The organism is Sphingobium cyanobacteriorum, from assembly GCF_030580935.1.
Classification (GTDB): Bacteria; Pseudomonadota; Alphaproteobacteria; order Sphingomonadales; family Sphingomonadaceae; genus Sphingobium; species Sphingobium cyanobacteriorum.
In genome coordinates this window covers 528,341-543,214 of the sequence record NZ_JAUQOM010000002.1, presented here as the reverse complement: position 1 = coordinate 543,214, position 14,874 = coordinate 528,341, and the positions used below count along the sequence as shown (strand labels likewise).

Here is a 14,874-nt window from a genome sequence, read left to right as displayed (position 1 = left end):
GGTCAGCCCTGCATCTGATATTGTTTGAGCAGGTCGTAGAGCGTCGGTCGGCTGATCCCCAATATCTTGGCCGCACCGGAAATATTGCCGTCGGTGCGGGCGATGGCGCGACGGATGGCACGGCGGTCGGCCATTTCGCGGGCGGCTTTCAGGTTGACCACATCGCCGCCATCGGCGCGTTCATCGTCCAGGTCGAGGTCGGCCGCAGTGATCAGCTTGCCATCGGCCATGATGACCGCGCGCTTCATGCGGTTTTCCAGTTCGCGCACATTGCCGGGCCAGGTCCAGCTATCGAGCGCGACGAGCGCGTCGGGCGCCAGCCCCTTGACCTGCGGGTTCATGTCGCGGGCGAAGCGGGTCAGGAAATGGCGCGCCAGCAGCGCCGGATCGCCCGGCCGGTCCTTCAGCATGGGTATCCGCACGCTGATTTCAGCGAGGCGATAATAGAGATCCTCGCGAAAATTGCCCGCCACGATCATCGCGTCAAGATCCTGATGGGTGGCGCACACGATGCGGGTGTCGACCGATATGGGCTGACGCCCGCCGATCCGTTCGATCACGCGCTCCTGCAGGAAGCGCAGCAGCTTGACCTGCAAGGCCAGCGGAATGTCGCCGACTTCATCCAGGAAAAGGGTGCCGCCCTGTGCCTGCTCGATCTTGCCCGGCGTCATCTTGATCGCCCCGGTAAAGGCCCCCTTTTCGTGACCGAACAGTTCGGATTCAAGCAAGGTTTCCGGGATCGCGGCACAGTTGATCGCGACGAAGGCGCCATCGCGACGCGGGCTGGCGTCATGCAGCCCCTGCGCCAGCAATTCCTTGCCCGTACCGCTGGCGCCCAGCAGCAGGACCGAGACATTGGCGCTGGCGACCCGTTCGATGGTGCGGGCGACCTTCAGCATTTCGGGCGCGCCGGTGATGAGGCGGCCCAGCACCCGGCCATCTTCCGGCGCGGTTTCGGCCAGGCGGACATTCTCCCGCTCCAGCGCGTGGACGTGGAAGGCGCGGCGGACGATCAGGCCCAGTTCGTCAATGTCGACCGGCTTCTGGTAGAAATCATAGGCGCCCCCCGCGATCGCATCCAGCGCGCTTTCCCGCGCGCCATGGCCGGACGCGACGATGACCTTGATGTCGGGCTTGATCCTGAGCATCTCCGCCAGCGTGGCGAAACCCTCGCTGGTGCCGTCGGGATCGGGCGGCAGGCCCAGGTCCAGCGTCACCACGTCGGGGGCTTCCGCGCGCAGCATCTCGATCGCCTCGTCACGATCACCGGCGATGAAAAGCTGATAATCCTCATAGGCCCAGCGCAATTGGCGCTGAAGGCCCGGATCATCTTCCACGATCAGCAATTTGGGGCGCGTGTCGCTCATCAGGCGGCCTTTTCTTGTTCTTGTCTGTCTGTAACGGGGGCCAGCGGCAGGCGCAGGGTGAAGCGGCTGCCCACGCCGGGCTTGCTGTCCACGTCGATCCGGCCGCCCATCGCCTCCGCCAGGCTGCGCGCTTCGAACGCGCCCAGGCCAAAGCCGCCGGGCTTGCTGGAGGAAAAGGGCTTGAACAGGTCGCGCCGGACATATTCGGCGCTCATGCCCCGGCCCCGGTCGATCACCTCCACGATCGCGTCCTGCGCGTCGGCGGACAGGCGCAATTCGACCGGGCTGTCGGCGGGGCTGGCGTCAATGGCGTTCTGCATCAAATGGAGGATGATCTGCTCGACCCGTGCAGGATCGGCGAGCGCAGGCGGCGCATCACCGCTAAGCTGCACCGGATGCTGGCGGGCGCGATTGTGGGCGATCTGGCCCAGCAGGTCACGCAGCGGAGTGGCGCGCGGTTCTTCGGATCGCCCCTTGTTATGGAGCGACAGGCGGGCGAGCATGTCGTTCATCTTGCCGACCGACTCCTTGAGCGTCAGCAGCATGTCGGCGCGAAATTCGGGATTGTCGGCATGGCGTTCCGCATTGCGGGACAGCAGCGACAACTGGCTGACCAGATTCTTGATGTCATGCGCGATGAAGGCGAAGCGGCGGTTGAATTCGTCGAACCGCTGCGCATCGTCCAGTGCCTGCTGGCCCTGCGCTTCGCTGATATGGGTCGCGGCCTGCCGCCCGGCGGCGCGCAGCATGTCGAAATCCTCCCAGTCGAGCCGGCGGTCGACCGGCGGGCGGGCCAGCAGGACCGCACCGATCAGGCGGCCATAATGGATCAGCGGCACCAGCGCCCAGGCACGGCGATCCGCGATCATCCAGCGCGGCAGGTCCAGCACGCCCTCGCCATTTTTGAGTTTGGCGAAATCGACGATCCAGCCGCTTGTCTCCAGCTTCTCGACAATGCCGGGGGGAACCGGATCGGCGTCCGACAGGTCGCCGTGCCAGTTCCAGTGCGTTTCGAACGCCAGCGCGCCACGATCATCACGCAACAGCAATATCGCGGCGGGGCTGTCGGTGATGTCCGCCACCGCCTTCGCCACGCGCGCGCCCAGCGGCGCGCTGTCGTCGCCGGGGCGGCCGATCGTTTCGCCAAAGCGCATCCATTCGGTGCGATAGTCGTAGCGATGCTGAAAGAAATGCTTGGCGACCTGCACCTTCCACAATGCGCGGATGCGTGGCGAAGGCAGCAGCACCAGCGCCGTGACGGCGGTGAAGAATACGGCGGCGATCTCCACCACCCGCGCATAGGGGCCGGCGATCAACTCGATCAGCAGCGCCGCGGCCAGCAGGACGACAACATAAAGCGCGACGGCGACCACCGAAAGCGACTGGAACGTAAAGCTGCGCGATAGCTGCAACCGCCCTGCCATCCCCTTGCGCATGCCCACCGCCATCACCGGCGCGAGGGACGCCATCAGCAGGCCGCGCAGGGCATATAGCTCGCTCACCCGGTGCGGCGCGAGATAGCAGATCGCATAGAGATTGAGGTCATAGGTCCACATCGCCGCCAGCGATCCCAGCAACAGAGCGATGCCGCCCCGCTCCCGCGAAGGCCAGACGGTGTAGAGATGGTGGACCAGCAGCAGGCTGCCGATCGCGGTCATCATCCGCAGCACCAGAGAGGCGGAGACGAGCGCCTGATGCAGGTCGCTGACCGGCGACAATTGCCGCCAGGTCAGGTCGGTGAAGCTCTGGATCAGGATCAGCGCCGCGACCGCCGCATAAACGGCGATCACCGTCGCGGCCGGGCTGGTCCGACCGGCCGGGCCACGGCGCAGCATGACGAAGAGGGCGAGGAGCCAGCCGGCGTTGCGGACGCTTTCACCCACGCCCGACAACGGTTGCGACACGCCGCCGAAGGACACATAGAGCGCCCAGCAGGACGTGAGCAACAGCGCGGCGGCAAGCAGGCGCGGCTCTGGCGCGTCATCGCGACGGCGCAGCAGGAAGATGCCGAGCGCCGCGAACAGCACCGCCGCCAGCGCATGGCCCCAGTCGCCGACAAATTGCAGGAACATGCCCATTGGCCCGTCCGCCTCAGCGCGCGCCGTCGGGCCAGAGGATGACCCGCAATGTCTGGATCAGGATCAGCAGATCGAGGAAGGGGGTGTAGTTCTTGGCGTAATAGAGGTCATATTCCAGCTTGTGCCGGCTGTCCTCCAGCGACGCGCCATAGGGATAGTTGATCTGCGCCCAGCCGGTAATGCCGGGTTTCACCATATGGCGTTCGGCATAATAGCGCAGTTGCTGTTCCAGATCGTCCACGAACTGGCGGCGTTCGGGGCGCGGGCCGACAAAGCTCATCTCGCCCTTCAGCACCGTCCAGGTCTGGGGCAGTTCGTCGATCCGCAGCTTGCGCAGCCAATAGCCCAGGCGCGTGATCCGCGGATCATCCTTTTCCGCCCACACCGCCTGTCCCGCGACTTCGGCATCCTGGCGCATGGTGCGCAGCTTCACGATCCAGAATTCCTGGCCATAAAGGCCGACACGCTGCTGGCGGTAAAAGGCAGGCCCCTTGCTGTCCAGCTTCACCAATAAGGCGGCCAACAGGATGATCGGGCCGGTCAGCAGCAACAGGATGGAACTGGCAACGATGTCGAACAGCCGCTTGGCGATGCTCGACAGGCGGCGACCGGCGGAAAAGCCATCGGAAAAGATCAGCCAACTGGGATTGACGCTGGCCAGGTCGACGCGCCCGGTTTCACGTTCCAGGAAGGTGGACAGGTCGTTGACATGGACGCCGGTTGTCTTGATCCGCAACAGGTCGGACATGGGGATGGCGTTGCGCCGTTCCTCCAGCGCCAGCACCACTTCGCTGGCGTTCAGCCGGACCACGAAATCCGACAGGTTGAAGATGGCGTCACGATTGATCGCTTCGGGCACCACCTGCGGGCCATCATTCATGGCGATATAGCCGACCACCAGGAAACCGGCGCCACGCTTCTGCTCCAGATCCTTGATCCGGTGCGCGCGATTGCCGGCGCCCAGCACCACCAGGCGGCGCTTGAACGCCTCCCCGCCCAGCATCGACCCAAGCAACAGGCGCACCATCACCAGGAAGCCCATGGCCAGACCCATGGCGTAGAGCGAATTGGAACGCCACAGCGTCATGCCGGGCATCAGGAAATAGAGGACGGAAAGGAAGATGACGCCAAGCGAGACGGCAACCAGCAAACGGGCAAAGGCAAAACGGATCGACTGGAGCGCTTCGGTGCCATAGACGCCGACGGCGATCATCGCAGTCTGGATGGCGAGGGCAAAGCTGAGCAACGGGCCGACGCGGGTTATCACATGATCGATATCCATGCCGATCTGGTGCGCGCGCAACACCCAGCCGGTTTCGGCGGCGCCCAGCAGCAGCAGGAAATCGAGCATCCCCAGCAGCAGCACCGCGTGCGGCACATAATGTTTGAACAGCCTTATCATCGTCGCGCACGTCCTGCTGGCCGCCGACCTGGCGGCCTTCACGGGGCCGGACATTTCTTACACTGGTTGTAAGATAATCCGACACCTGACACACCCTGCCGGAAAATGGCAAAGAAATGCTGAATCAATGGGTAGGGACTGGTGACTTTCCGCTGACCTGTCCCGTCATTGCGGGGGCGACGGAAGCAGGATGCTTCCGATCATCCCTCTCTCGCGCGCAGGGAACAGAGGCCGGTTACAGCGCATGGACGCAGGCAGAATGCAATTTGCCCGACCGATCGGCCGGTCAGCTCATTTGTCGGTGTTGCGCAACCTGTCGGCCGCATTGTGGGCGGCATCGCCGACCACTTTGGCGGCGTCATCGATCGATCCGGCAGCGCGCGTCACCGCGTCGGCCGGCCGGTCATTGCGTTGGTCGTTGGTGAGGTAGAAAAAGCCGATGGCCAGGACCAGCGCCAGCGCCACCAGCGCGAACACCACGCCGCTGCCCCGCGATCGTTCATCGATCGGGGCAGAGGGTGCATGCTCATAATCGGACTGGACCGGGTCGTAACCCATTTTGCGTCTCCTCATGGCAGGATAACGGCCAGACAGACGCAAACGTTCCGATCAATCCCCATCCTGGCTGGACCCGCGCCCACGGCTCAGACGGTCGACATCCTCCATGATTTCGTCAAGCACCGCCGTTTCGGTGGTCTGCTGAGTCCGCCGGGATGGCAAGTCGCCGCTCTCCAATATCTGTTCCAGCGCGGCGCGTCCGCGCGCCACCCGGCTTTTGATCGTACCGACCGCCACCCCACAGATTTCGGCCGCTTCCTCATAGGCAAAGCCACCGGCGCCAACCAGGATCAATGCTTCACGCTGGGGCTGGGGCAGTTGCAGCAGGGCGCGTTGCATGTCGGACAATTCGACATGCTTGTCCTGTCCCGCCGGCGCCGCGAGGATGCGGTCGGCGGTCAGGTCATCCCAATCGCCACGAAAGCGCGAACGGCGCATCTGCGAGAGATAATGGTTGCGCAGGATGATGAAGGTCCAGGCGCGCATATTGGTGCCGGCCTGAAAGCGGTTGCGCGCCGCCCATGCCTTCAACAATGTTTCCTGCACCAGATCGTCGGCCAGATCGCGATTGCCCGACAGCGAACGTCCAAAGGCGCGCAGATGCGGGATCACCGCTGCCAGTTCACGCTTGAAATCGGTGTCGGACAGCGGCGCGCGCTCTTCGATCACGTCAACTTCGTTCGCGTCTTCATCCATCGGAGCATCCCCCGCGCCTGCAACGCTTCTTGCCGCGTGAATCGACGTCGTCAAAGCCATATATGCGTCCGCATCCTAAACCGATTGTCGCCAAAGACCCGTTCCCGCCTCTATCGCCAAAGCACCAGCAACATGGCGATGACCGCCAATGCCAGTGAAATGCCCAGGATGTAGCGCACGATATGCGGCGTGGAGCCGCCCCGCGCATCATCCGTGGCGATATGCTTTTCCTGATCCGCCATGGCCCGTCTCCCGATCGTTACGCATCATTAACGCAGCGTATCGATCAGGGTTCCGAGATATTATCCGCGCCACGCGGGCCGGATACTGTCCGATCGCACCGTTCAGGCGGGCGCGGTCGCTTCATCGAAGAAGAGCGCCTGGGAAATGGCCGCCTTCACCGTCGAGCGCTGGAATGGCTTGGTGATAAGGAAAGTGGGTTCGGGGCGCTCGCCTGTCAGCAACCGTTCCGGGAAGGCGGTGATGAAAATCACCGGCACCGAAAATTCGGCAAGAATATCCTTCACCGCATCGATCCCGCTGGAATCGTCAGCCAGTTGAATGTCGGCGAGAACCAGGCCGGGCCGGTCCGCCAGGGCCTCCCGCACCGCATCCTCGGCGGTGACGGCGATGGCGGTGACATCATGGCCAAGGTCGCGAACGATGGTTTCTATGTCCATCGCGATGATCGGTTCATCCTCGATGATCAGCACCTTGGCGCGGGTCTGCGCCTCGATTTCGGTCAGCGCTTCCTCGACCAGCCCTTCGACCTCGTCATTGTCCATGTCGACCAGATAGGACACGTCATCGACGGTGAAGCCCTCCAGCGCGGTCAGCAGCAGGGCGACACGCGGCAACGGGGTAAGCCGGCCAAGGCGCGCCTGGGCGATCGCCTCGCGGCTGCCGCCGGACGAGATCGGCAGATCTTCCAGATGAGAAGAGGACCAGATCGCATGGAAAGTCTTGTACAGGCCAAGACGCGGATCAACGTCGCTGGGAAATTCTTCCGGCGCGGCCACGATCGCTTCCAGTGCGGCGCGCACATAGGCGTCGCCATGCGCCTGGCTGCCGGTCAGGGCGCGGGCATAGCGGCGCAGGAACGGAAGGTGAGGGTGCAGTTGCTGTCCAAGCGACATCGTCAAATCGTCTCCCTGCCCTTCCGGGCGTCATGGTCCTGAAGCATCGGCCTCGACAGGAAGGATGGAATGTCCATGCCACAATGGCAAGCCCCCCGCCCCGTTCGCGACCAAGGCAAAGGGCCGCGTAAAAAATGCTTCGGACAGGGGAACCATCAATCGCCGGATTTGTTTCGCATCCATATGGTTTTTTTGACGATATCGCGATTTACCGGGCGATGTGGCGATCGGCCGAATTGACGTCACGCAAGAAACCCGCAAATACGGTTTGGCTGCCATGACGAATATTGCTGTAGAGGGGCTCATTTTGGTTTCTTCAATGACGGAGCGGAGCGTGACCGATGGCAGCAAGGAGGCCGACATTGGCGCCGCCCCAGCACAGGTAAAAACCGCCACCGGCACGCGCAAGCGCAAGGCCGCGTCCAGCAAGGATGACGGCCAGGTGTCACAGGCATTGCGCACCGTCTATCAGCGCGCCGTCGATGAAGATATTCCGTCCGAGATGCTGGACCTGCTGAGCAAGCTGGACTGAGGCCGTCATGAGTGGGGGCAGCCTTCCTCCGGCAGCCCGCTCCTGTATCGAGCCACTGCTATTGTTTTTCCGGTCCACCGGCGTCAAGATGTTCCTCATCCTGACGCTGGCACTGCTGCCTTTGGGCCTGATCGCGCTGGTCGCCTCGCTTCAGGCCATCCGCACTGCGGACCTGGAGAAGGAAGCGCTGCTGCGCGTCGCCGTGACCCAGAGCGCGCGCAAACTGACCGCCGATCTCCAGTCGGATCGGACCGCGATCGAACTGACGGTCAACGCCCTGGCCAATAATGTAGCAGATCCGGGCATGTGCCGGCGTCTGGCCTTTTTCCTGTCATCGCATGATGCGGACGGTGGCCGTTTCTATATCTATGATCGCGCCGGCCGGATATGGTGCCGGTCGGACGCGCCGGAGCCAGCCGGCATCGCCGCCGCCGCGCGCTTCGACCAAAAGACAGTCGAACTGGCGCCAGCGTCCCAATATCTGGTCAGCCGCGTGCGCAGCCTTAATGGCCGGATGGTTGCGCTGACCTATTATTCGCGCACGCATCTGGAAAGCATCGCCGACCCCGCGACCGCGCTCCAGAACCGGCAGCTTGTCCTGCGCCAGGGCGACCGGCGCATCGTCGTCAGCCGCTCAGGCAATGCCATTGTCGGCCACATGTCCAGCCTCTCCGCCCGGCTCGACCCGCCCGATGTCCTGTTGACCATGTCCGTGCGCGATCCGCCCGCAACGGTGGCGCGGATGCTGTCGCTGTTCCTGCCGCTGGTGATGTGGTTCGCCGCCGCCGCGATCGGATGGTTCGTGGTCAACCGGCTGCTCATTCGCCCGCTGGTGCTGCTGCGGCGGGTCGTCGCCGCCTATCAGCCTGGCCAGGTGCTGGAATCGGTCGGGCGCGTGCGGACCCCCGCGCAGGAAATATTGGCGCTGGGCGAAACATTTCGCGCGATCAGCGAAGATGTCGCCACCCATGAAGCCGAAATGGCCGAGGGGCTGGAAAACCAGCGCAAACTGACCCGCGAGGTTCATCACCGGGTCAAGAACAACCTTCAGATCATCGCCAGCCTGATCAGCCTGCATGCCCGGTCGGCGCATGAAGCGGAAGCCATCGAAGCCTATGCATCGATCCAGCGCCGGGTCGATGCGCTGTCCGTGGTTCATCGCAATCATTTCGCCGAACTGGAAGATAATCGCGGCGTCGGCGTCCGCCCGCTGATCAGCGAATTGTCCGCCAGCCTGCGCGGGACCGCGCCGGCACAGGCCCGTCGCTTCGCGATCCAGATCGAATGCGATAACCTGCATATCAGCCAGGATGTCGCCGTGCCGATCGCCTTTCTGGTCACGGAACTGGTCGAACTGGCGATGATGCTGGCGCCCCAGGGCGCGATGCGCATTGCGGTGCAACAGGACGAGGCGGAACCGCATCGCGCGGTGCTGATGATCCGGTCCGAAGGGCTGATCGCATCCGACGCGATGAGCGCCCTGCTGGAGGAACGCTATGGCCGGGTGCTGACCGGCCTGTCGCGCCAGTTGCGCGCGCCACTCACCCATGATGGCGAAACCGGCAGCTACAGCATCGCGATCAGCGTGATCGCCTGATTTTTCAGGCCATGGCGCGTCAGACCCGGCGATAGTCGCGACGGAAATCGGCGGTGAAGGTCGACAGCGTGCCGGCGGCGATATGGTCGCGCAACCCCTGCATCAGCTCCTGATAGAAATGGATGTTATGCTGGGTCATCAGCATTGCGCCCAGCATTTCGCCGGCCTTGACCAGATGATGGAGATAGGCCCGGCTCCAGGTCGCGCAGACCGGGCAGCCACAGCGCGGGTCGAGCGGCCCCTTATCCTCGTTGAATTTTGCATTGCGGATATTGAGCGGCCCGGCCCAGGTGAAGGCCTGGCCATTGCGACCCGATCGCGTCGGCAGCACGCAGTCGAACATGTCGATGCCGCGTTCGACCGCACCGACGATGTCATCGGGCTTGCCCACGCCCATCAGGTAGCGCGGCTTGTCCTGCGGCAGCATGTCCGGCGCGAAGTTGAGCGTCGCGAACATCGCTTCCTGCCCCTCGCCCACCGCCAGCCCGCCCACGGCATAGCCGTCGAATCCGATCTCGATCAGCTTTTCGGCCGAGATACGGCGCAGATTTTCGTCCAGCGACCCCTGCTGGATGCCGAACAGGGCGGCGCGGTCCGCATGGTCGCCACCCATATCGAAACCCTCGCGCGATCGTTTGGCCCAGCGCATGGACCGCTCCATCGACCGGGCCGCCTCGTCATGGGTGCAGCCATTTTTGGTACATTCGTCGAACGCCATGACGATGTCGCTATCCAGCAGTCGCTGAATTTCCATCGACCGTTCGGGCGTCAGCATATGTTTCGACCCGTCGATATGGCTGGAGAAGGCGACCCCCTCCTCGCTCATTTTGGTGAGCGCGCTCAGGCTCATCACCTGATAGCCGCCGCTGTCGGTCAGGATCGGCCGGTCCCAGCCCATGAAGCCATGCAGCCCGCCAAGGCGCGCCATGCGTTCGGCGCCGGGGCGCAGCATCAGATGATAGGTGTTGCCCAGGATGATGTCGGCGCCGGTCGCGCGCACCTCTGCCGGGCGCATCGCCTTGACGGTGGCGGCGGTGCCGACGGGCATGAAGGCGGGCGTGCGGATGTCGCCGCGGCGCATGCGGATCACGCCGGTCCGGGCCTTGCCGTCAGTGGCGGCGACGGAGAAGGAAAAACGGGGGTTGCTCATGTCGCGCGCTCTACGGGCGAACGCGCGCGGGCACAAGAAGGCGGCGGATCAGCCTGCCTTGCGCACCCCTTCGAACAACAGCATCGCATCGATGTTGAACCCTTCGACCCGGCGATAGGGACCGATGAAGCGCAGGCAGTCGGCCGACAGGCGCAGCGGCCATGGATCTCCCCGCTCATCATGCAGGGCCAGGGTCACGCGAGCGGAATCGGGGCGCGGTTCGATCATGGCCGGAAATCTAATTCATAAAGGTTAACAAGGGCCTGCGCATCAGAATCTTACGTTCGTTCAAGAAGCTGATTTGTGGCATTCACGCCACATCAATGCGGCTTTTGCTGCCTTTGCGTCGGCACAGATGCAACAGTTATCGGCAAAAATGGTTAACAGACTGTCAATATATGCCGGGTTGATTGCATCCTGCCTGCGAGCCTGTTCACCTCAGTCCGAATAGAAAAACGGGGACGCAGATGATTGATTCAGGACGCTTTAGTCCAACCAGGGATGAGGTGGAGGCCGCGTCGGACGAGCATTTTTCCGAAGATGAGCTGCCGCCGCTGGCCGCTACGGAAACTCCGCTTGCCGTCGCCTTCCGCCAGTCGACCCTGTTCGATCTTGGCCAGATCGATGTCCGCTGGGACGCGGAACTGGCAACGCTCTGGGCGTTCATGACACCGCTGGATCGGCCCAACAGCAACCTGGGCCTGATTCGCGATACCATGGCGTGGCAGCGGGAAAGCCGCCGGGTGTTCGGTGGCACGGACGGAACGGGTCAGGACGGCGCGCTCAAATTCATGGTGCTGGGATCGCGTTTTCCCGGCGTGTTCAACCTAGGTGGCGACCTGGAAATGTTCGCCGAATGCATCCAGCAGCGCGATCGTGCGACCTTGCTGAAATATGGCGTCGCCTGCTGCGAGATCGTCGATCGCATCTGGCATTGCAACGACATGAACATCATCAATATCGGGCTGGCACAGGGTGACGCGCTGGGCGGCGGGCTGGAAGCGCTGATGTGTTTCGATGTCATCATCGCCGAACGGCAGGCGCGCTTTGGCCTGCCCGAAGTTCTGTTCGGCCTGTTCCCCGGCATGGGCGCCTATTCCATCCTGTCACGCCGGGTCGGCCCGGTGCTGGCGCGGCAGATGATCACGGAAGGGCGCATCTACACCGCCGATGAAATGTGCGAGATGGGCATCGTCAGCCAGGTTGTCGAAACCGGCGAAGGCGAAGCCGCGACCGTCCGGTGGATCAAGGAGCATCAGGCGCATCATGCCGGTTATGTCGGCATCAACCGCGCCGGGCGGCGGGTCAATCCGATGACCCTGAAGGAACTGACCGACATTGTGGAAGTGTGGACCGACACCGCGCTGTCGCTGTCGGATCGCGACCTGCGGATGATGCGACGGCTGGCCAGCGCGCAGACAAAATTGCGCGGATAGATCAGGCGCGGCGACGGCGGGTGCGGACGGGATCGGGGCGTTCGGCCCCTTCCAGCGGACCGGCCTCGATCAGTTCGGCAATCCGCTCCCGCGGGACCGGACGGCTGAACAGATAGCCCTGGACATTGGTGAAACCGGCTTCGCGGGCATGGACCAACTGGTCGGGCGTCTCGATCCCTTCGGCCACCGTATCCATCGACAGGTCGCGCGCCAGATTGCCGATGGCGCGGACGATCGCGCGATCCTCCGCATTGGCGCTGACCCCCGCCATGAAGCTCTGGTCAATCTTGAGCGTGTCGAAGCGGTAGGAACGCAGATAGGACAAGGACGAATAGCCGGTGCCGAAATCATCCAGCGCCAGCCGCAACCCGATGCGCTGCAATTCACGCAGCACGGCATTGGTCTGGCCGCTGTCATCGAGAAAGATGGATTCGGTGACTTCCAGTTCCAGCCGCCGTGCCGGCAGGCCGCTGTCCAGCAGCGCGGCGATGACATTGCCGGGCAGGTCGGCCGATTTGAGCGAGGCAGGCGAGATATTGATCGCGACGCGCGCTTCCCCCGGCCAGGACATGGCGGCGGCGCAGGCTTCCCGCAAAACCCACGCCGTCATCGCCTCGATCATGCCCATGCTTTCGGAAATGGGGATGAATTCGGATGGTGGTATCGGGCCGAGTACCGGATGATCCCAGCGCAACAGCGCTTCGCAGGCGTCGATATGTCCGCTTTGCAGATCGACGATCGGCTGGAACAGCAATTTCAACTCGCCGCCATCGAGCGCACGGCGCAGGCCCGTCTCGATCTCGTGAACGCGGTTGAAACGCTCCTTCAGGGACCAGTTGAAGCTGGCGGCGCGGTTGCGCCCCGCGCGCTTGGCTTCATAAAGGGCGAGATCCGCATGTTGCATCAGCTCGTCCATGTCGCGCCCGTCCTGCGGCGCGACGGCATAGCCGATCGAGGCTGTGACCTGGAGGAGATTGTCGCCCAGGTCGAAACCATAAGCGAAATAGGTGATGATCTCCTGCGCCAGCGCGGCAGCCGTCACCCGATCCATGTCGGGGCAGATGATGACGAATTCATCGCCGCCAAAGCGCGCGATCCGTCCCCTGCCCTGCACCACTTCGTCCAGCCGTTCGGCCACGCTGCGCAGCAACTGGTCCCCGACCATATGCCCCAGCGAGTCATTAATTTCCTTGAACCGATCGACATCCATCCACAGGATGGTGACGGCGTCGTTGCGTTTGTGATTATTCTCGAAAATCTCACGCAGCCGCATCTGCATCGCCATGCGGTTTTCCAGGCCGGTAAGGCTGTCGAACCGTGCCAGCCGCTCGAATTTCTCCGCCAGCAAGGACTTGTCGCGCTTGCCCACCAGCGCCTGGACGACGATGCGGTGAATGGTCGAACTGATTTCCGCCAGGCCCAGCACCATCATCACCATGGCGACGCACAGCACCCGGTAGCCGGTCGATCCCTGGAGCCAGAGGCCGGTGGCGGTGGGCAGCAGCGTCAGGCAGACCTGCCCGATCGCGATCTGCACGCGGCCCGCATTGCGGCCTGAGATGCCGCCGGCATAGCCGGTCGCCATCGACACGCTGAGCATATGCGTTACCGGATCACGCGACCCGATCAGCGTGACGAAGGCCATGAGGCCGAGCAGCCCGGCATAGCCCCAGGCGCCCAGTTCATACACCAGTTCCCAGGTCCGGGACGCGACCGCTGTGCCACGCACCAACTGGCGATGGAAAAACACCGCCGACACCACCCGCATGGTGGCCACGATGCACAGAATCGCAACGACCGTCTGGATCGGCCCAGGCCCGGAAAGACTGGCGATCACGATACCGACGGCGACGCCGGTGACGGCGCCGATGGTCAGCGATTTTGGCGAGGCATAGAGCGATTCGACCAGGCTGCGGCGGACATCGGCGTCCTGCACCGGGCGCGCCATCCGCCGTTTTTCCAGCAATGTCGACAAAAGGCGCAAATGCGGGTCTCCGGTTCCCGCTACGCTGATCGCATTTTTCGTTTATTATTCGGTTAACGCTAAGGCCGGCCGTTACAGGAAAGCCGGGATTCTTGCGTTGGCGGGGCGGCGTGATAACGCGGATTTTCCATCATATGCGTTATTGGAATGGCCATGGACCTGCTTAACCATCCCGTCTGGAATGCCTTGACGAGCGGATGGTCGGCCCTGGCGGAGGGGGACGCACGCGCGATGCGGCTCGATCCGCGTTACGGGCCGTTCGGGGCGGCGGCGGACGACAGCGACGCCAGCCGCGCCGCGCTGGCCGCCCTGGCCCATGCGGACGACGAATTATGGCTGGTCGGGCGGGATGCCGTGACACCCCCGCCCGGCATGACGGTGGCGCGTCAGGCGATGCTGGCGCAGATGATCGCGCCGCGCCGCGTTCCGGGCAGGACCGTCGCGTCCGAATGGGTCGAACTGGGTGAAGCGGATGCCAGCGCCATGCTGGAACTGGCGCTGCTGACCAGACCCGGTCCTTTTCGGTCCCTGACCCATCGGCTCGGCCGCTTTGTCGGCATTCGGGATCAGGGCCATTTGGTCGCCATGGCGGGCGAACGGATGCGGATGCCGGGATTTGCCGAAGTCAGCGGCGTCTGCACCCATCCCGACTGGCGCGGCCGGGGGCTTGCCGGCGCATTGATGCAGGTGGTGATGCAGGCGATGCTGGACCGGGGCGAAACGCCCTTCCTTCATGCCTATGCCGCGCATGCGCAGACGATCGCGCTTTACCGCACGCTGGGGTTCGAAGTGCGGGCGCAATTGCCGATGATGGTGGTGACGCGATCGACCAGCGAATGATGGCTGTCAAAGAGCCGGCGACCCGATAGCCGCTGCACGCCATGCAGGACAGGCCGATATGCTGCAAAAAGGCCGGTGGATCGCTCCACCGGCCTTTT

General features: G+C 63.6%; 14 protein-coding genes. 4 read left to right on the top strand and 10 right to left on the bottom strand.

All coding sequences use genetic code 11. The features are described 5' to 3' along the window. Positions 1–2: 2 nt before the first annotated feature. From prsR to Q4610_RS07545, 7 genes are all read right to left on the bottom strand, one after another. The gene (gene prsR, locus Q4610_RS07575) at positions 3–1,367 is read right to left on the bottom strand and encodes a PEP-CTERM-box response regulator transcription factor (protein WP_304535371.1); all 1,365 of its coding nucleotides are present in this window, start codon (positions 1,365–1,367) and stop codon (positions 3–5) included. After that, positions 1,367–3,445, bottom strand: coding sequence for an XrtA/PEP-CTERM system histidine kinase PrsK (gene prsK, locus Q4610_RS07570; RefSeq protein ID WP_304535370.1), 2,079 nt, complete (start codon positions 3,443–3,445; stop codon positions 1,367–1,369). Before prsK ends, prsR begins: the two co-directional genes overlap by 1 nt. A 13-nt stretch (positions 3,446–3,458) precedes the next feature. Continuing rightward, the gene (locus tag Q4610_RS07565) at positions 3,459–4,847 is read right to left on the bottom strand and encodes a TIGR03013 family XrtA/PEP-CTERM system glycosyltransferase (protein ID WP_304535369.1); all 1,389 of its coding nucleotides are present in this window, start codon (positions 4,845–4,847) and stop codon (positions 3,459–3,461) included. Between the two features lie 291 nt (positions 4,848–5,138). Next, complete coding sequence (locus Q4610_RS07560) at positions 5,139–5,405, bottom strand: hypothetical protein (RefSeq protein WP_304535368.1); 267 nt, start codon at positions 5,403–5,405, stop codon at positions 5,139–5,141. A gap of 51 nt (positions 5,406–5,456) precedes the next feature. Next, positions 5,457–6,101 (bottom strand): sigma-70 family RNA polymerase sigma factor, encoded by a 645-nt coding sequence (locus Q4610_RS07555; RefSeq protein WP_304535367.1) that lies wholly within the window; start codon positions 6,099–6,101, stop codon positions 5,457–5,459. A 110-nt stretch (positions 6,102–6,211) separates the two neighbouring features. Beyond that, positions 6,212–6,343 (bottom strand): hypothetical protein, encoded by a 132-nt coding sequence (locus Q4610_RS07550; RefSeq protein WP_304535366.1) that lies wholly within the window; start codon positions 6,341–6,343, stop codon positions 6,212–6,214. 102 nt (positions 6,344–6,445) lie between these two features. Beyond that, positions 6,446–7,237, bottom strand: coding sequence for a response regulator (locus tag Q4610_RS07545; RefSeq protein WP_304535574.1), 792 nt, complete (start codon positions 7,235–7,237; stop codon positions 6,446–6,448). Positions 7,238–7,457: 220 nt separating this feature from the next. Here Q4610_RS07545 and Q4610_RS07540 point away from each other — a divergent pair, with 220 nt between their 5' ends. Together Q4610_RS07540 and Q4610_RS07535 are read left to right on the top strand one after the other, a co-directional pair. Continuing rightward, the gene (locus Q4610_RS07540; protein ID WP_304535365.1) at positions 7,458–7,769 is read left to right on the top strand and encodes a NepR family anti-sigma factor; all 312 of its coding nucleotides are present in this window, start codon (positions 7,458–7,460) and stop codon (positions 7,767–7,769) included. 88 nt (positions 7,770–7,857) lie between these two features. Then, on the top strand, positions 7,858–9,366 hold the full coding sequence (locus tag Q4610_RS07535; protein ID WP_304535573.1) for a sensor histidine kinase: 1,509 nt from the start codon (positions 7,858–7,860) through the stop codon (positions 9,364–9,366). A 19-nt stretch (positions 9,367–9,385) separates the two neighbouring features. Here Q4610_RS07535 and tgt read toward each other — a convergent pair whose 3' ends face one another. Both tgt and Q4610_RS07525 read right to left on the bottom strand, forming a co-directional pair. Then, positions 9,386–10,516, bottom strand: coding sequence for a tRNA guanosine(34) transglycosylase Tgt (tgt, locus tag Q4610_RS07530; protein WP_304535364.1), 1,131 nt, complete (start codon positions 10,514–10,516; stop codon positions 9,386–9,388). A 48-nt stretch (positions 10,517–10,564) separates the two neighbouring features. Beyond that, positions 10,565–10,744 carry a hypothetical protein gene (locus Q4610_RS07525; RefSeq protein WP_304535363.1) on the bottom strand — a complete coding sequence of 60 codons (180 nt, stop codon included), beginning with the start codon at positions 10,742–10,744 and terminating at the stop codon, positions 10,565–10,567. Between the two features lie 239 nt (positions 10,745–10,983). On the opposite strand from Q4610_RS07525, the gene Q4610_RS07520 reads away from it, so the two are divergent. Next, the gene (locus tag Q4610_RS07520) at positions 10,984–11,952 is read left to right on the top strand and encodes a crotonase/enoyl-CoA hydratase family protein (protein ID WP_304535362.1); all 969 of its coding nucleotides are present in this window, start codon (positions 10,984–10,986) and stop codon (positions 11,950–11,952) included. A 1-nt stretch (position 11,953) separates the two neighbouring features. Here Q4610_RS07520 and Q4610_RS07515 read toward each other — a convergent pair whose 3' ends face one another. Further along, entirely contained in the window at positions 11,954–13,900 is a 1,947-nt protein-coding gene (locus tag Q4610_RS07515; protein WP_304535572.1) for a putative bifunctional diguanylate cyclase/phosphodiesterase, read from the bottom strand. 189 nt (positions 13,901–14,089) lie between these two features. Here Q4610_RS07515 and Q4610_RS07510 point away from each other — a divergent pair, with 189 nt between their 5' ends. Then, a complete protein-coding gene (locus Q4610_RS07510; RefSeq protein ID WP_304535361.1) occupies positions 14,090–14,776 on the top strand; it encodes a GNAT family N-acetyltransferase in 687 nt (228 codons plus the stop codon). The last annotated feature ends 98 nt before the right edge of the window (positions 14,777–14,874 follow it).